The organism is Paenibacillus puerhi (assembly GCF_009846885.1).
Taxonomy (GTDB): Bacteria; Bacillota; Bacilli; order Paenibacillales; family NBRC-103111; genus Paenibacillus_G; species Paenibacillus_G puerhi.
Genome location: NZ_WUWM01000016.1, coordinates 54891 through 74261 on the forward strand (window position 1 = coordinate 54891; position 19371 = coordinate 74261).

Genomic DNA, 19371 nt, shown 5'->3' on the forward strand with positions numbered 1-19371 from the left:
GAATGAAAAAGTAACGGACTTTTGAAGGAGAAGATCACTATGAAGAATATGTTATTTAACGCCCATCATTCCCCTATGGGAGCATTCGCCAGCTTCACCCTGGGCTATCCCGGCGCCAGTGGCGGGCTAGGGTTGGAACTGGGCAAGCCGGCGGACCAGAGCATCTATATCGGGGTGCAATCGGAGGCGGGGGATTGCTATCGAGTCCTTCCTTTCTTTAATAAGGGTCAGGATGAGAGCAGCCGGTACGATGTGGAGAAACAAAATACGGCCGAAGAGAGAAGCCTGCTGGTGCCATATGCACCAGAGGAGATTTCACGGGATTTTCGCCTCGGCACGGATGAGTTTAAGGCTGGGGAATTGTCGTTTCGGATCTATTCCCAGGCTTCCCCGGTACCGGACCCATCCGCATCAAGTCCGGAAGAAATGAAAATGGCAATTGTCCCGTCCGTATTGGTGGAGTTGACGGTGGACAATACCAGCGGCCGCTCTGCTCGGCGGGCATTCTTCGGTATGGAAGGCACGGATCCTTATAGCTCCATGAGACTCATGAATGAAACTTGCAGTGGTGGAATAAAGGGAATCGGCCAAGGCAGGAATTTGGCGATCGTCTCCTTGGATGCGGATGTGAAGTCGGCATTAGGTTTTACCATGGAAAAGATTCTCCTAAATACTATAGTCTCTAATTATCACTTTGGGCTGGGGAGCGTAGGGGCGCTACTCATGGAGATTCCCGCCGGAACCAAGCGAACGTTCCGTTTTGCGGTATGCTTCCATCGTGGAGGCATGGTGACGGCCGGGTTGGACGCAACCTACTACTACACTCGATACTTTCCGTCCATCGAGGAGGTCGCTGCCTATTCCCTGGAACACTTCGAGGACATTGCGGAGCTGTGCCGGTCAACCAATGCCCTGGTTGATGGATCAAGGCTAACGGATGACCAGAGGTTCATGCTGACCCATGCCATCAAGAGCTATTACGGCAGCACGGAGTTTCTGGAGTATCAGGGCGAACCGTTATGGGTAGTGAACGAAGGCGAGTACCGGATGATGAATACTTTCGATCTCACCGTGGATATGCTGTTCTACGAGCTGCGCATGAACGCATGGACTGTTCGGAATGTACTGGATTTATTCACGAAGCGTTACTCTTATGAGGATCATATCTTCTTCCCGGGGGACAACAATCTTTACCCAGGAGGCATCAGTTTCACCCATGATATGGGGGTGGCCAATGTATTCTCCAGGAGCGGCTATTCTGCTTACGAGCTAGCTGGTCTAAAGGGCTGCTTCTCGCATATGACCCACGAACAGCTGGTCAATTGGGTTCTCTGTGCTGCAGCCTATGTGGAGCATACCGGGGATGAAGCGTGGTTGTCGGCGAACGGCCGTATTTTCGAACAGTGCTTCGCGAGTATGCTCAATCGGGATCATCCCGATCCTACGCAGCGTAACGGTGTTATGGGGCTTGACAGCTTCAGAACCGAATACGGTGCGGAAATCACCACGTACGATAGCTTGGATGAGTCATTGGGCCAGGCTCGAAACAATCTCTATCTTGCCGTAAAATGCTGGGCTACTTATGTGGCTTTGGAGCGGGTCTTCATGAAGCTGGGCCTACGGGAGCTGTCTTTGAAGGCGGGACTTCAGGCGGAGAAATCAGCGGCAACGATCCTCTCATACCAAATGCCCGAGGGAAGCATTCCAGCTATTATGGGAGAACACCATAACTCTTACATCATTCCTGCAATAGAAGGACTCGTATTCCCGTACGTAACCGGCTGCAAGGAGGCTTTGGACCCCGAAGGGCGTTTTGGCCCACTTATTACAGGGTTGAAGAGGCATCTCCGGTCGGTACTGCAACCAGGTATATGCCTGTTTCAGGATGGAGGCTGGAAGCTCTCTTCCACCAGCAATAACTCTTGGCTCAGCAAAATATACCTTTGCCAATTCGTGGCCCGGCAGATCCTCGGGCTGGAGTGGGATCAAGCTGGACTTGCGGCAGACAGCATCCATACGGAGTGGTTAACCCATCCTGAGCATTCGTATTGGAGTTGGAGTGATCAGATCATCTCCGGCGTCATCCATGGCAGTAAATACTATCCGCGTGGAGTAACGGCCATACTTTGGTTGCTGGAGGAGGCAGAGTCGGCCATTCACCAGGGTACATAAATGTTAGGAGTGAGACAAATGATTCAGGTAGAAAAGTACTGGGAAGATCTCGAGATCATGCACGTGAATCGGGAAAAGCCAAGAGCTTATTACATCCCACATGACAGCCGCGCTGCAGTAAGCAGCGGCAAACGAGGCGCCTCTCCTTATTACCGGACCTTAAACGGAAACTGGAAATTCGCTTACTATCCATCTGTAAGCGATGTTAATAACGACTTCTATACAGAAGAAGCGGATGTATCCTCGTGGGACGATCTATCTGTTCCTTCCTGCTGGCAAACCCAAGGGTACGATCAACTGCAATATGTGAATTACAACTATCCTTTCCCATGCGATCCTCCTTATATGCCGAAAAATAACCCGACAGGACTCTATGTCCGGGAATTTAAGGTTTCTGAGGATTGGCTTGAAAAAGAATCCTTCGTTGTGTTCGAGGGAGTGATATCCTGTTTTTATCTATGGGTTAACGGGACATTCGTCGGTTACAGCCAAGGCAGCCGAATGCCTTCCGAATTTCGCATCACACCCTACTTGCGAGGCGGGAAAAACCGCATGGCCGTGATGGTGTTAAAGTGGTGTGACGGTACGTATTTGGAAGGGCAGGATATGTGGAGATATTCCGGTATATTCAGGGATGTTTATCTGCTTGCGCGGGATCAAGTGCATATTCGAGATGTGTTCAACAAGCAATCGCTGTCGGCGGACTTTTCTAAAGCTGGTCTTTCGTGCGAACTGGACACGACTGGTGTTCTGGAGGTTAAGGCGGAGCTGCTGGACGCATCGGGTCTGCAGGTCGGCCACACGACGGCACGGATCGAAGGCAGAGGCTCACTCCAATTCGAGGTAAATTGCCCTAAGCTTTGGAATGCGGAAATGCCTTATCTTTATACCCTAAATCTGTACAGTGGCAGCGAGGTATTAAGCTTCTCGGTCGGTTTTCGAACCGTTGACGCGAAGGATGGCGTTTTCCGGATTAACGGGCAGCCTGCGAAGCTTAAGGGAGTGAATCGGCATGATTCACATCCGGAGCTCGGTCACACTGTTCCCTTGAAGCATATGGTACAAGACCTCATATTGATGAAACGGCATAATATCAATACGATCCGCACAGCTCATTATCCGAATGACCCACGCTTTCTGGAGCTTTGCAACCGGTATGGTTTCTATGTGATAGACGAAGCGGACCTGGAGTGTCATGGAGTGCTTAGCGCGGGAGAATACAATATTCTTAGCAGGAATCCCGATTGGAAAATGAGCTTCATGGATCGGATCGTAAGGCTTGTCGAAAGGGATAAAAATCATGCTTCGGTAATGATGTGGTCATTAGGTAACGAGTCGGGCTACGAGGTGAATCATATCGCTATGGCGGAGTGGGCGAAGAACAGGGATGCCTCGAGACTGGTTCACTATGAGGGTGCACTTTATCCAAGGTTCAATTGCAATCCGTATGAGGAGTGTCTGGATATCGAGAGCCGCATGTATGACACTCCGGAGTCTATTGAGCAATACGCTCTGGAAGAGAAGAACATCAAGCCGTTATTCCTCTGTGAGTACAGTCATGCCATGGGCAACGGTCCGGGGGATCTGAAGGACTATTGGGAGCTGATCTACAAGTATCCGAAGCTGATGGGCGGCTGCGTATGGGAATGGTGCGATCACGGAATCCAAACCAGAACACCGGAAGGAGTACCATACTTTGCTTATGGCGGGGACTTCGGAGAAGGCTTGCATGACGGTAATTATTGCATAGACGGGCTCGTTACACCGGACCGCAAGCCGCATACCGGATTGCTCGAGATGAAGCAAATCATAGCTCCGGTTCGCATTGAAGCAGTGGATCTACGTTCGGGCACTGTGAAGATAACGAATTTATACGATTTTAGCGATCTATCGCATCTATCCTTTCAATGGAAGGTCGAGCAGGACGGGCATACCCTGCAACAGGGGCGGGTAGAATCGTTACAGCTGGATCCTCATAAGGAAATGCTGTTAAACATCCCCTACAAGCTTCCAGCTCAGGCTGTATGCGGGTATGATCTCACAATATCTTGCCGGTTGTCGGTGGATACCCTATGGGCAGAAGCAGGATACGAAGTTGCCTTCAAGCAGCTTGAGCTGCCTGTCGAAGTGATCCCGGCAGAGGTGTCGGCGATCTCCTGCCCCATTCAGGTTTCACGGGAGGATCACATTGTTAGGATAGAAGGACTGGATTTTGTACATGAATTCGATCTATTCGAAGGTGCGCTGACTGGACTATCGAAGCACGGCGTGAAGCTGCTTGGGGCGCCGTCAGCATTCAGCCTGTGGAGAGCCCCAACGGATAACGATGTGCACATCAAGAAGGCATGGTTGAAGGAAGGCTATGACCAAGCGGCAATGAGGGTTTACCGTTCCGAAATCTTGGAACAGACGGAGAGTCTGGCTGTCATTTCCGTTGATTTTTCCCTGGGCGGCCTCATTCGATATCCGATCCTGCATGGTCAGGCTGTCTGGCGCTTCGACGGAACGGGACAAATAACGCTCAAGGTCAATGTCAAGATAAGGGAAGATATTCCCTATTTACCAAGATTCGGCCTCCGGCTCATCATGAATGAAGGGGCGGATAAGGTGGAATATTTCGGTTACGGTCCGCATGAGAGTTACATCGACAAACGGTATAGCACCCGAAGGGGCAGATATTCCGCAACGGTTGATGAATTATTTGAGCCGTATATTCGGCCGCAGGAAAATGGTTCCCATTATGGTACGGAATGGGTTGTGGTAACGAACATTTTGGGGATAGGTCTCCGGTTTACAAGCACTAGTAGCGATTTTTCCTTCAACGCTGCCCATTACACGCCGGAGGATCTTGCGGCAGCCACGCATCACCATAAGCTGATCAAGAGGAAGGAAACTATTATCCATCTGGATTACAAGATGAGTGGCGTAGGCTCCAGCGCCTGCGGTCCGGAATTGATGAAGCCCTATCGTTTGGAGGAGAAGGAGTTCGAATATCTGCTTAACCTAAAGCCGGTATGTATGGAAGATGAATGACTCAGTTATGAACCTTAGCGGTGTGATAAGCCTGTCTAAGGTTCATTTTCATATATTTTAGAATTACGGGATTTCCTTGTGCTTACGTAACGAAGAGGGAGCTTCTCCAAGCACTGCCTTGAAGGATCGATTAAAGGAGCGAACGCTTTCAAAGCCGCAATGAAATGCAATGGAGCATAAGGATTCGTTGGTTGTTTTAATCAACTGCTCGGCCTGCAGGATACGAAGACGATTCAGATAAGAACGAAAATTCATGCCTACGCACTTGTTGAACAAGCGGGAAAGGTGGTAAGGACTGACGTTAAAGGTTTTTGAAAGGGTCATAAGTGAATTTTCGTGGTTGTAGTTTTGCTCGAGGTAGCGCAGCACCTGCTGGATGATTTCAGAGCTTTCTACTTCCGCGAACTTATCTTGAAAATGCGGCTGTACATTCGGTTGATGCCGGGTTAGGGTACCGCAAATTCGATTGATTTCCGAAACGGTATACATTTCCCAAGCCTCGGATTGAAGGGTGAATTCCTCGAGCGCTCTTCTGAAGCCTGCCACGAGTTCTGCCCTCTTCTCGTCGTCGAAATGCTCCAGCTTCACAATATGGTTGTAAACGGAAAAAGGGGAACGTTCCCCCGCTTTGATGCCTATCAGCTTCGGATGAAACAGCAACAGGATCGCCTTGGCGGATGAGCTTCCGCTGCCGTGATAATGATGAATATCGCCGCTGTCGCATATCGCGATGTCCCCAGGTTGAAGCTGGTACATCTTCTGACCGATGGTCATGGTAAAGGTCCCCTGCAGCACATACAACATCTCAATTTCCGTATGCCAATGGGGCAGATAGTGGAAGCCGCCGCTTTTGAGATAACAACTAAACGGGAATTCATCGGGGTATTTCCGGTATTCGCGGTATGCCAAAACCAATCCTCCTCCAAATGGATCATATGAAAATGGGTAACTACTCATCATTATGAATAATGAGCAGGATCCGGGCAAACGGAATATCTATGATAAATAACAAAAAAGCTGCTTTTATCTGACGATAAGCAGCCATTTTGCTAGCGAAAGGTTTATTTCTTTGCAGCCTTCAGTTCATTAATTTTTTGAATGGATTCTTCCTCTACCGTACGAAGTGCCGTAACCACGTCCTTTTGTTCCTTCAGGATCAGATCAAATACACGCGTCATGTTGGGATTATGAATAACCAGACCGCTTTTCCGTGCGGGAGGTGGACTTGCGTTCTTCAGAGCAAAGATTGCTTTGGTATTCATTCCTTTTAAGTGTGGATAATCCTGACCATATTTTTCACGAACTTCTTGCTTCAATAGTGGAGTGATCCAGCCGCTCTTGGACAACTCGGTTTGAACCTCATCGGACAATAGATGCGCGATCACCTCAAACGCTTGTTCCTTATATTTCGATTGGCTTGTTATAAAAAAGGACTGTGAATTGGGCATAAAGCCCGTTCCCGGTGCTTCCTTGAAGGTGGGTGTCGTAACGGCATCGAAATCCAAGGCGGTGTTGGCATTATACCAGTGGACAATCTTCTCCGTCGTATGAAGCGCCATCGCCATTTCACCCTTAGGAAACTCATCGATGAAGGTGTAAGGATTATTTTCCAGTTGAAAAAAACGGGCGTAATTTTCTACCAACTTCCTCCAAGGCTCTGTATTAAGAGTCGGTTTATCCTCGGTAGCGGACATATTGGAGAGCGAGAGCTGGTTGAAGCCGGCCATAATTCCCGTGTGTGCTTGAAAGCCTTTATATACAACCCCGTTATCGGTTTTGGACAGCTTCTTGGCAAGCTCATATACTTCGTCATACGTCATGCCATCCTTAGGATACGGCACTCCGAAGCGGTCGAAGATCGATTTATTATAAAACAGAAGGAAGCTGCCCGTATTAAAAGGAATTCCGTAGATTTTGTTATCCTGATTGGAATTTTTAACGTCCTCAATCACAGCGGGGTTTAAACGGCCCATATCAAAGTTGTAATGTTTGATCAAGCCTGAAAGGTCGTAATGCAGGTCGTTCGTAATGATATTGCGTTCCGCCCAGCTGGTGGTTTCGTAAATAATGTCGGGAATGTTTCCTGCTGCAATGAGATCCGTATATTCCTGTCCCTTCCCTTTATGAACATGCTCGATAGTAACGTGAGGAAATTTGGCCTTAATGAATCTGCCGATGTCTTTATCGAACGTATCCTCATTGACATACGGGCCTTGGGCGGTATAAATCTTGAGTGTTACCGGATCGCTCTTGGGTGTGGGCGGACCGCTATTTTCCGAAGCAATGGTACTACCGGGTGCTCCCTCCCCACCACAAGCTGTAGTGAGCAGAAGCATGGATGATATGGCAAACATGGACAGCTTCTTCCAATGATGCATTCAAATGACCTCCCCTGAGAATTTATGTAAGCATTTACATTTTGCATCGTATCAAGATTTCATTACATCATCTCGCCAGAAATTGCTGTTGTGTAGACAATTTTTGTGATTTGGCAAGGAACATAGGATTTCCTGATTTAAAAGTAGTATCCTCCCTCCATGAGTGGAAATTGGTCATGTTATTGTAAAGACTGGAGTATAGAAGATAAATAGGAGAGAGAGGCAAAGAGATGTTGAACGCCAGCGAACAACAATGGGTAGAAGCTGTATTGAACAAGCTTGTAACTAAGATGGAGTGGGTCAGTGACAAATCAAGAGACAAAATTCCGTATACGACTATAAACGGAACCCATGACGATCGTTCGCTTACGGATATTGATTGGTGGACCAACGGCATTTGGGGCGGCATGATGTGGCTGATGCACCACGTAACAGGCGATAACAAATACAAAGAAATCGCTGAAATTTCGGAAGATAAGCTGGATGAGTGCTTTCGGCGATTCTATGGCTTGCACCACGATGTAGGGTTTATGTGGTTGCCAACCAGTGTAGCTCGTTATAGAGTGACGAACCATCCGGAGTCACGAAAAAGAGCGCTGCATGCGGCCAACCTGCTGGCCGGACGGTTTAATTTGGCCGGGGGCTTTATTCGTGCCTGGAATGATATCGATGGAGAAGACTGCCGGGGCTGGGCTATCATCGATTGTATGCTCAATCTCCCCTTGCTTTATTGGGCCTCCAAGGAATCGGGCGATCCTCGCTTCACCCAAATCGCAATGAAGCATGCCGATACGGCTATGATCGCCTTCGTAAGACCGGACGGGTCGGTGCATCATATTGTGGAATTTGATCCGTTCCAAGGTGGAGTAGTAAGAACACATGGCGGACAAGGATACGGAGTAGACTCCTCGTGGACAAGAGGACAAGCCTGGGGATTATACGGATTTATAATGAGCTATCTCCATACACAGAAGGAACAATATCTGCATACGTCCCAGAGGATTGCGCATTACTTTATGTCTAATATACCGGATAATGGGATCATTCCGATTGATTTCAGGCAGCCAAAGGAGCCAGCTTATGAAGATTCTACGGCCGCCGCTATCGCAGCGTGCGGGTTGATCGAGATCGCCAAGGTGGTGCCGCCGTTGGAGCAAGATACCTATGTAAAGGCTGCACTAAAGCTGCTGAAAACCTTGGACGATCACCGCTGCGACTGGACAGCAAGCACCGACAGTATCCTGCTGAAAGGCTCCGAAGCCTATCATCGAGAAAACCATCATTCTGCAATCATTTATGGTGATTACTTTTTTATGGAGGCTGTAATGAAACTGAAGGGCAACGATTTGTACCTCTGGTGAGGATCAGCCTAAATCGTAGGATTTAACCACTTACAGCATAGAATCTTGCCTCTACGATCGATCAATAACACCTTATAATCATATTACAAGGTGATCAGCAAACTAAAGGAGTGAACACCGTTGGAAGTGCAAACCGAAATCACGATCAAACGTACCCAGGCAGCAACGGGACTATCGCTTGTATGGTCCAAGCTGAAAAGGGACCGTTTCCTCTACTTATTATTAATACCGTTCCTTCTATGGTATGCGATGTTTGTTTTCAAGCCCATGTACGGAATCCAGATCGCGTTTAAGGACTACAGTGTATTTCGAGGTATAGAAGGAAGTCCATGGGTCGGGTTAAAGCACTTCGAGCAATTTCTAGGTAGCGACTACTTTCTGCGTATTCTCAAAAATACGCTTATGATCAGTCTCTACAGCATCATCTTTGCTTTTCCAGTGCCCATCCTCCTAGCATTATTAATGAACGAAGTAAAAAATGCTTTTTTTAAGAAAACGGTTCAGACGTTTACTTATATGCCTCACTTTATTTCGATTGTGATCGTCAGCGGAATTGTTACGAACTTCCTGTCCCCCAGCAACGGCCTGGTCAATCAGGTCATCGAGATGTTGGGAGGAGAAAAGATCTACTTCCTGGCGATCCCCGAATATTTCCGTACCATCCTGATTTCTATGGGAATCTGGCAGGAGGCGGGCTTCTCAGCCATTATCTACCTGGCAGCCCTTGCGGGTATCAACTCGGAGCTGTATGAAGCGGCTGTGATCGACGGTGCGAACAAGTGGAAGCGTACGTTGCATATTACGCTGCCGGGCATTTTGCCGACGGTCATGATCCTGCTGATTCTCAAGGTGGGAGGACTGCTAGAGGTAGGCTATGAGGCGATTATCCTGCTCTACCAACCGGCTACCTACAATACGGCGGACGTTATCAGCACTTATGTGTATCGTGAAGGTATTGTTAACGGACGTTATGATATGGCAGCGGCGGTGGGACTGTTCAACTCCATTGTCGGCTTTCTCCTAATTATGTTCTCTAATTGGCTTAGTAAAAAATATACCGACAACGGATTATGGTAGGTGAAGGGCAATGCTGGAAAGTCGCGGGGAAAAAATATTCTATGCATGTAACTATGTGCTGCTTTCAATCTTGGCACTGCTTGCATTATATCCGTTTGTATATGTGCTGTCTGCATCCATTAGCTCGCCTCAGGCGGTCGTTACGGGGAAAGTACTGTTGTGGCCAAGAGAAATTACCTTTATGGCATATCAGGCAGTTTTTGCTGAAAAGGGCATCATTACGGGATACTTGAACACCATTTATTATACCGTAGTCGGGACGTTCGTCAGCCTCGTGCTGACCGTTTGCGGGGCTTATGCTCTCTCCAAGAAGCGGTTGATGGGCCGGACCTTTTTTAATCTGCTGATCTCCTTCACACTCATCTTCGGTCCCGGCACGATTCCCATGTATTTGAACTTTAGGGACCTCCATTTAATTGACACCAGAATGGCTATCATTATCGGTTTTGCCATTAGTACCTTTAATTTTATTATTCTTCGGACGTTCTTCCAGTCGATCCCTGAGGAGCTGGAGGAAGCTGCACGGATCGACGGGGCCGGAGATGCTTCCATCCTGTTTCGAATTGTTATACCGTTATCCAAAGCTTCCATTGCAACCATCGGTCTCTTCTATGCCGTATCCAGATGGAACGGGTATTTCTGGGCGATGGTGCTGCTGAAGGATCCGGATAAACTGCCGCTGCAGGTGCTGCTGAACCGGCTGGTCGTTCAGATGAAGCCCTCCGAATCCATGATGGCTGACGCTTCTTTTTCCGTAGGTGAAACGATTATATATGCGACGATTATCGTGGCCATTATCCCCATCATAGCAGTTTACCCGTTTATTCAGAAGTATTTCGTCAAGGGCGTCATGATCGGCTCCTTGAAAGGATAACGTTTGGTCCACGGTGCTTTCGGGAATGACCTACTGTTTGCCCCGATCACATATAGGAACATAGAAAAGGGAGGAAGAAAGACATGAAAAAAAGAATGATGGCTTTTACATCTTTGCTGTTGTGTACAGCCCTGGTCTCAGCTTGTACCAAGAGTGAGCCACCGATGTCCAAGCAGGGAGAAGCTGCTCCGGCACCTACAAGCGGTTCACAGGCCAGCACAAGCCCTGTAACCTTAAAAATCTTTTACTTCGATGCATCAGGAAACTTCAAAGCCGATTTGCCGATATTTAAGAAGGCCGCAGAAAAAACGAATGTGAGTCTGTCCAATGTGGCCCCGACCGGTGGTGACGAGAAGCAGGCCTATAACCTGATGCTCGCCTCGGGAGATATTCCGGATCTTATCAGCTATAAGCTTGGGGATTTAAATGCGATTGCAGCGCAGGGAGCCTTGCAGCCTCTGAACGAGCTGATCGATAAACATGCACCGAATTTGAAGAAATTTTTAGAGCAGCGTTCAGATGTCAGGCAAGCCATTACATCACCCGACGGGAAGATTTATACGGTTCCTTTCGTAGCTGACGGTAAAGCTACAACCGGGTGGTTCATCCGCAAGGACTGGCTGGATAAGCTGGGTTTACAAGCTCCGAAGACGGTCGACGAGTATTATCAAGTATTGAAGGCGTTTAAAGAAAAGGATCCTAACGGTAACGGTAAGCCGGATGAAGTGCCCTATTTCAACCGTTATACGGACACCGGAGCTTACCAGTTGCTTCCGCTGTGGGATGCTTACCATACGCTTTACATTAAGGATAACAAGATCGTTTTCGGACCCTACGAAGAACAGTATAAGACAGGCATTGCGAATATTGCCAAGTGGTACAAAGAAGGCTTGATCGATCAAGAAATCTATACGCGGGGTGGAAAAACAAGGGATATTCTTCTTGCGAACAATATTGGGGGCTCCACCCATGACTGGTTTGCAAGCACGTCCAATTACAATACCTCCCTCAAGAAGGATGTACCCGATTTGAACTTCATCCCTGTGGCCCCACCGGCAAGCACATCCGGCAAAGTGGTGGAACCGGGATTGCGAGCGGCGCTTAGTGGGAACGGCTGGGCGATATCCGCCAAAACGAAGGATCCTGTTATGGCCATCAAGTATTTCGATTACTGGTTTACAGAGGAAGGAAGAAGACTGTGGAACTTCGGTGTAGAAGGTCAGTCCTATACAATGGTAAACGGCAAACCGACGTTTACTGAGCAGGTGTTGAGCCAGCCTAACGTATTGGGGCATCTTCAGCAAGTCTATGGTGCTCAGAGCTCTTCGATGGGAGTGTGGCAGGACTTCAGCTACGAAGAGCAGTGGACGAACAAGATTGCTCTCGCAGGAATTAAGGAATATCAAGACAACAACTATATCTCATCCAACTACACGCTTCCTACATTAACCTTTACCGAGAGCGAGCAAAAGCGTATCAACGAATTAAAGCCTTCCATTGACACATATGTAACTGAAGTCAGCCAAAAATGGGTGATGGGCGGAGAGGGTGTTGACGCCAACTTCGCAAGCTACATCGATCAGCTGAAGAAGAAAAATGTCGACGAGTTGCTTAAAACTTATCAAGCGGCATACGACCGCTATAAGAGCAAGTAATGATTGGAATCGGGAGGGACGAGACGTCATCTCCCTTTTTATGTCATATATAAATGTATTTCGCTGGTCTCATGCTGCTTCGCATGACCATCGGTAAACGCGCCGCCCAATGGACGGCGAAGCCGTTTATCCTAGTCTTGTATTTGTGACCCGGCCTACAGTAAGATCGTAGTAACAATCGGTCTGAGGAGCGTTGACATCATATGAAATCTTGGTTGTATTCAAGCTCGTTCAAGACACGGGTATGGCTGGCGCTTGTTTTTTTCACATTAACGGCCATCTGGGTCTCCGGTACGACTTCGTATTATATTGCATCCGTTATGATGGAACGCAAAGCGTATGCTCTCAGCCAAAATACGGTGAATAAATCGGCACAAGCCTTGGAGGAGAAGCTTCGCAAAATCAGATTGGCCGTTCTTACCTTCATGTCGAGTCAGTCGTTCAACGATGTGCTCACGATGGCCTCCTCGAAGGAGGAGGTCCTTTATTACGATTATTTTAAGCTGCTTAACCAGCTGCAAACCTCTATTTTCCAAATGAAGCTTATCGAATCCTCTATAGAGTCGATATTGATTCATACTCCCGCAGGAGAGTTTTACGCTACCAACGATGACAGGTTGAAGGAAGTACCCTTTAAGGGAAGTCCGATTTATGAGCAATATAATGACAAGAGGCTTCCGGGCTGGCTTGAGGCCCACACGGATCCTTTCTTTGGGGGGAATAAAAAGGTTCTGAGTCTGATGCTGCAGCCGCTTTGGCAGCAGCCCGTTAGGGATACGCAAATTCTAGTGAATGTAGGAGAAAGCTCCATTAGCGGGTATTTAACAGAGAATACGGGTAACGAAGACGGAGCCACTATTGTGTTCAACGAGAGCCGTAAGCTTGCGTTTGAAACAGGGAGCCCTTTGGATGGGGTGGGAAGAGATCCTGCATTCATGGAGCAGCTGATCTCCGATCGGGGTAACTTTGAATATACCTTTAAGGACGTAGATTACTTTGTCAATTATTCCGCCGTTTCGTTCCCGGATCGTTGGATGGTCGTCACGTTACAGTCGAAAGCCAAGCTGCTCGAGGATATCCAGTTAATAAAATGGATGACGATGGGCACCATGCTGATCTTCATGCTGTTTGCCCTCTGGTTCACTCCGAAGGTAACAAGGACGCTGCTGATTCCTTTGAATAAGCTTCAATTCTTGATGAAGCGTGTTGAGCAGGACGATCTAACTGTTCGTTTCTCCAGCAAATATCAGGATGAAATGACCCAAGTAGGCTGGCGCTTCAACTCGATGCTTGATCGTATTCAACAGTTGATTCTGGAGGTCATGGAGGTAGAGAATCAGAAGCGTCTTGCGGAAATTAAAGCTCTTCAGGCGCAGATCGATCCTCATTTTTTGTATAACACGTTAAATATGATCCTATGGAAGTCAGAGTACAACGATCAGGAAAATGTGAGAAATATGATCATTTCATTGTCTCTTCTGTTTCGACTCGGTCTTAATAACGGCAACGAGCTGACTACAGTGGAGAGAGAATTAGAGCATGTAATACAATATTTACGAATTCAGGAGCAGTGTTACGAGGATCTGTTTGAATACTCGGTTCATGTCGAGGAAGAAGTGAAGAGTCTGCCGGTGCTCAAGCTGCTTCTACAACCGCTAGTTGAGAATGTGATCATTCACGGCTTGAAGGATGTCGATTATAAAGGGGAGATTAACCTCTCCTTAACCAGCACCTCTACTCATTTACTGATGTCGGTAAGAGATAATGGAAGAGGTTTTGACACATCGGCTATATGGGTGGAACTCACAGACCCGCTGAACAAGAGCAAAAGTTATGCACTAAGAAACATATATAACAGGCTCATTCTTTACTATGGTGACGAGGCATCCATGTATATGAACAGCGTTCCCTTTCAGAGCACGATGATCGAATTAAGAATTCCACTTCATACCACAGGAAAAACTTTCATCCAGAATTAGGAGCGAAGCCTTTATGGAACAAACGTATTCCATGGTAGTTATCGACGATATGAAAGCAGTGGTCAACGGGATCGCAGACCGAATCGACTGGGAAAGCATAGGGATTCGGGTTGCGGGCACTGCCTATAACGGAGAGGAAGGACTCCGTCTGCTACAAGAAACGAAGCCTGATATTATCATTACGGATATACGTATGCCTAAGCTCAGCGGCATCGAAATGGTGGAGAACGTACTTTCGCTGTTGCCGAATTCTAAAATCATCTTTATTAGCGGTCATACGGACTTTGAGCAAGCTCAATCTGCGATTCGAATGGGTGCCTTCGATTACGTGCTCAAGCCTTTTGCTCCTCAACAGATTATCGATCTGGCGATGAAAGCCAAATCTCTTCTTGATCAACAGCACGAGCAGCGGCTTCACACCATAGAGCTCGAACGGAAGGTAAGGGAAAGCATGCCTCTGCTTCGGCAGGAATATCTCTATCTTCTGGTACGGTACTCCTCGAATCCCCAGAACGTAAAGAAACGCTGGGACTTTCTTCAAATGGATATGGACGCAAAAAACTGCGCCATATTGGTGGTAGAGATCGACCATTTTTATGATAATAACCTGGCGCTGCCCGTTAATGAAATCGAACTGATACGGTTTTCCGTACAGAACATCCTGGAAGAGACCGTTCGAAGCTTTACGACGGGCATTGTATTCCGGGACGGGGTCAATCGGCTGGTGTGTATATTGAATTCGGATAACCCTGACAAATCTATCCGGATTGCGGAAGCCTGCTGTGCGAATGTAGCATCCTACTCCAAATGTACGGTGTCTACCGGGATCAGCATGACAGCTGCTGATTTGCATGAGCTGCCAATCGCGTATCAGCAAGCGATGACAGCACTTTCTTACAGCTTTCACACCGGGGGAAACAGCTATTTTTATTATGGTGATACCATTCGGCTTCAATCAGCGGTTGATGTGAGGTATCCGGCGGAGAAAGAAAAGGAGTTGTTCTACTGCATCCGTTCGGGAAATGCGGAGAAAACGGTGGAGGCTCTTGAGCAAGTGTTCTCGGAATGGGATTATCTGGAGCGTCTTCCGTCTCCGGATAAGACGAAGCGGTTATATATGGAACTGGTGTTATCCTGCAACCGTTCCATCGGTGAAGTGGAGAACAAGGAAGACAGGCAATTTATTGAACATAAGCTGCAGGAGCTAAGCTCCCCAACCTCGTCCCATGTCGGCAGTATGCGGAAGCTGGTCACGGATATTTGCTTGTTTTATTGTAAGCTGTTTCACAATCAACAAGTCCAAGAAGCGCAAGGGGCCATTACGAGCTCCATAGCTTATATACGGGACCACCTTCATCTTAACGAATCGGTAAGCGATTATGCCCGTCAAGTTCATCTAAGCGCAAGCTATTACGCCAATTTGTTTAAGAAGGTAACAGGGCAGTCCGTCATGCAGTTCGTTGTCAATGAAAAGATCGATAAGGCGAAGCTTCTGCTTCTCGAAGGGGCGCCGCTGCAGGATGTGGCAAGTGCCGTCGGCTATGAAGAGAAGTCCTATTTCAGCGATGTCTTTAAGAAAAAAACGGGCATGACCCCTACGGAGTTCCGAACATTGTATGTGTCTAAATAATATCGTTGGATTTCTAAACGATAAAGTTGTTTTTCACCTCAACCGGCTCTGTGGTTCGTGGTAAGGTATGGGTGAAAATGCGGAACGTACAATCGGGATACGGAGTTGAGGATAGGGTGACGAAAAATCAAGAATATTTGCAATCGCTGGTCCATCGATCGAGGGAGCTTCTGGATCATGAGGGTGAATTTTTCACGGAAGGTGCGAAGCTGGCACTGACGGACATGGTCGAGTCTGCCGTCTGTGTCTTAGAGGGAAAGGGACAGCTCCCCTTTACAAGAAACCGGCAATTTTATGCTCCGCGTGAAGAAGAAGATGTACTCTTTGCTACGAAAAGGTACACCAGGGCGCCCTCCTACAACGGTGAACAGGGATATCACGAATATGGTCTTGAGGCAGCTTTGGCTTGCTTTGAACAGCAGGATGTCCGGAACTGGGATGCGGACCAGCTGACTGGCCATGCAGGTATGATTATTGCTAAAGCAGAGGAGCTGCTTGCCTCGGCTGTCATCGGCAAAGAAGTGGGACATGTCGATGCGGCCGCTAAGGATAACCTGCTTAAAGCCATTGACCGCTTAAGTTCGGCTGCTTCTCGAAAGGACGACCCGCAAGGAATGAGTGAGCTCGCGCTTGCTGTTGTAAACGGGTTTAACTGTCTACGGGATTTTCGGCATTCGAGAATACTTCGGACAGAAATTGATCCTGCCTCCAACTTATATGTAACGCAGGAAGCCATGAAGAGAATCCAGTCGAACATAGCGAGGAGCCCTGTGCTTCAAGAGCTGGCTAGCCGTGTGAAAAGTATATCGGACCGATATAGTCTGTCCTACATAGAGAAGGCATCGGCCTTAATCATGAAGGAACATGCGGATTACGAGGAGATCAATCGGCATTTTTATGTATGGAGCTCTACGGATAAAATTGTTAATTTTACTGTACCGGAGCAAGCGGTATCGGCAGAGCTTCACTTCCTTTTGCCATCTGAGGAGAATGAACAGGATGGTCTTGGGCATGTGTGGATTGACAATGTTGAAATTAGCTCGGCGCAGGGGGAAAGCCTGGACATTCGCAATAGCGGCTTTGAGAGAGGGGATAAAGGACCGCTTTACTGGAAGCCTGAAGCCCGAAAGGGCTGTCCCATCCTGAAGTGGGAAGGGACGTACCCTTATTCCGGAGGCGGAGAAAGAACGGATGTTTCTATAGATTCAAAAATGAACATGCGTTCGATTTATATCTGTAACCCTACATGCCATGATGAGGGAGCGTGGACTTACACGGAGGACCTGTCCGTCGAAGCTGGAGGACGGTACACGTTAACCTTCGCCGCCAAGCTTGACGGAAAACTAAGGAAGGGCCTTCAAGCTGAGCTCGTTTTTAAAAATGCCGTCGGCATGGAAGTTGACCGGTTTATCTATTCCTTTAACCGGAAGTCGTCTCTCCCCAATTTTTGCTTCCTGCTAACCATGCAATGCGACTCGATTCAATATGCTTTTACCGGTGACATCACCTACGCACAGAAAGCGAAGCATCAGCTCTTGTACACGTTGAATGACTTCTGTCAAGGGGCGGAGCATTGGCTCGTCACCAATCTGAGACCGCAGGGAAGTGATTCGTACGGAGCCGTACAGGGAGGCCGGATGCTATGCAGCGCGGCGACAACCTATTCCCTAATCAAATGCGCCGGCGTGTTCTCACCCGAGGAGAAGCAGCAATTCTATGCTCTCGTTCAGTATGTGCTGAGATACATGCTTGACCTCAGAGACCGTACGGAGCTGCTGCCCGAAGAAGCTGAGCATGGCTGCAGCAACTGGCAGACGGATATGTGTGTCGGGACGGCTTATATGATGCTCGTACTGGACGATTTCCCGCATCGGAAGGCGTGGCTTTATAATGCGCATAGGGTACTGGAAGCACAGCTGAAGCTGAACGTGAATCCGGATCATTCTTGGCCGGAGTCCATTCGCTACCATCATGCGGCGCTGGAGCGCTTCGCAGGGTATGCGAAAGTCGTTCAGCACATGATGGGTGAGGACTGGTTTTCTACTACGCCACTCGCTGGTATGTTCGAATTCGCAGTGCAGACGCAAACACCGGCTTATCGTTATTTCGATAATCGGATTGCGACTCCGCCGTTTGGGGACCATGCACTAGGGGACGGCTCGGAGTTTGCGTACTTCAGTACTTATCTCGCCGATATTGCAAGGCTGGATAAGCCATTGGCCGATCGGATGTATCTCACCTGGCGCTGTGCGGGGTCACCCGTTCAAAGACTTTGGGGAGAAGCCATAGTGTTTAACAATTTTCTTAGTATCGCCGATGAGTACGAGCCTCGAGAGCAGCTTATGCTGGAATCAACGGACAAGCTGAAGCAGTCCGGTATCTACATATTCAGAAAAGGCTTCGGCACGGAGAAGCAAAGCTATTTTTCCATCATGTCGAGTCCCGAGAAGATTGGTCATGGTCATCTGGACCAGGGTTCTTTTATCCTCTACAAGGATTCAGTTCCTCTTGTCATGGATTCCGGAATCGAAGGGTATTTCAATAGCAGCACAAGCTGGCACTTAAGCTCTTATTCCCATGCTTGCCTGCAGTTTTCTACCAAGCGGCAAGTCGTAGAAAAGGACGGCGGCGGGATGATTAATCTTACTGCCGGAACATACAGCCTTGAGCGGGGCTGGGTTGATGGGCCGAGCTCGAGTCGTGTTTTACATACCAGCGTGGGAGGCGAGCTGGAAAGCATCACCATCGAAATTGTGAATCCGGAAAGCAGCGGCAGACACATTCGCAGGGTCTGGTACTTGCGTCAGCCTGACGTCTATGTCATTCAAGACCAGGTTGAGGAATTCCAAGGTGAGGTTCTGTTCAGTTTACCGGTCGCCTCCAAACGATCGATAATAGACGGGAAACGCATTTATTCCGAGGGAGTATACGATGTTGATTTGGAAACGATCTTCTTGGGTGACGTGAAACGAATTTGGCTCGAAAAGGGACGTTCCACCCCATTCTTCGATAGCGGACATCCGGAGGTAAGTATGATGGATTATATACGGGCAACGGCAGATGCCGAGCACGGCTTCTTGACTGTATTATATCCAAAACGAAGGGAGCAAGCTCCTATTCACGCCGTGTTGCAAGGACAAAGCTTATCCATTGCGGTTGATGGAGACAGCTATACAATTCTTATTTTGGATAATAACTTAAAGGAGGCCTAA

The 19371-nt window shown here is 48.1% G+C and carries 11 protein-coding genes; 9 read left to right on the forward strand and 2 right to left on the reverse strand.

Going from position 1 to position 19371, the window contains the following annotated elements; all coding sequences use genetic code 11:
• The first annotated feature begins 39 nt into the window (after positions 1-39).
• Both GSF01_RS15760 and GSF01_RS15765 read left to right on the forward strand, forming a co-directional pair.
• Positions 40-2172, forward strand: a complete 2133-nt coding sequence (locus tag GSF01_RS15760) for a glycoside hydrolase family 52 protein (protein WP_159885646.1) — start codon at positions 40-42, stop codon at positions 2170-2172.
• Between the two features lie 18 nt (positions 2173-2190).
• Entirely contained in the window at positions 2191-5205 is a 3015-nt protein-coding gene (locus GSF01_RS15765; RefSeq protein ID WP_159885649.1) for a glycoside hydrolase family 2 TIM barrel-domain containing protein, read from the forward strand.
• A 63-nt stretch (positions 5206-5268) separates the two neighbouring features.
• Here the strand turns inward: GSF01_RS15765 and GSF01_RS15770 are convergent, their stop codons facing one another.
• Positions 5269-6114 carry an AraC family transcriptional regulator gene (locus tag GSF01_RS15770; RefSeq protein ID WP_159885651.1) on the reverse strand — a complete coding sequence of 282 codons (846 nt, stop codon included), beginning with the start codon at positions 6112-6114 and terminating at the stop codon, positions 5269-5271.
• Positions 6115-6266: 152 nt separating this feature from the next.
• Entirely contained in the window at positions 6267-7583 is a 1317-nt protein-coding gene (locus GSF01_RS15775) for an ABC transporter substrate-binding protein (RefSeq protein ID WP_159885653.1), read from the reverse strand.
• Positions 7584-7813: 230 nt separating this feature from the next.
• Here GSF01_RS15775 and GSF01_RS15780 point away from each other — a divergent pair, with 230 nt between their 5' ends.
• The 7 genes from GSF01_RS15780 (at position 7814) to GSF01_RS15810 (ending at position 19371) form a co-directional block, all read left to right on the forward strand.
• The gene (locus GSF01_RS15780; RefSeq protein ID WP_159885655.1) at positions 7814-8944 is read left to right on the forward strand and encodes a glycoside hydrolase family protein; all 1131 of its coding nucleotides are present in this window, start codon (positions 7814-7816) and stop codon (positions 8942-8944) included.
• 126 nt (positions 8945-9070) lie between these two features.
• Positions 9071-10021, forward strand: a complete 951-nt coding sequence (locus tag GSF01_RS15785; protein WP_235941541.1) for an ABC transporter permease — start codon at positions 9071-9073, stop codon at positions 10019-10021.
• Between the two features lie 181 nt (positions 10022-10202).
• The gene (locus GSF01_RS15790) at positions 10203-10895 is read left to right on the forward strand and encodes a carbohydrate ABC transporter permease (protein WP_235941534.1); all 693 of its coding nucleotides are present in this window, start codon (positions 10203-10205) and stop codon (positions 10893-10895) included.
• 164 nt (positions 10896-11059) lie between these two features.
• Complete coding sequence (locus tag GSF01_RS15795; protein WP_159885661.1) at positions 11060-12550, forward strand: type 2 periplasmic-binding domain-containing protein; 1491 nt, start codon at positions 11060-11062, stop codon at positions 12548-12550.
• A 203-nt stretch (positions 12551-12753) separates the two neighbouring features.
• A complete protein-coding gene (locus GSF01_RS15800) occupies positions 12754-14529 on the forward strand; it encodes a sensor histidine kinase (RefSeq protein WP_159885663.1) in 1776 nt (591 codons plus the stop codon).
• Positions 14530-14542: 13 nt separating this feature from the next.
• On the forward strand, positions 14543-16159 hold the full coding sequence (locus GSF01_RS15805; RefSeq protein WP_159885665.1) for a response regulator: 1617 nt from the start codon (positions 14543-14545) through the stop codon (positions 16157-16159).
• A gap of 116 nt (positions 16160-16275) precedes the next feature.
• On the forward strand, positions 16276-19371 hold the full coding sequence (locus tag GSF01_RS15810; protein ID WP_235941535.1) for a heparinase II/III domain-containing protein: 3096 nt from the start codon (positions 16276-16278) through the stop codon (positions 19369-19371).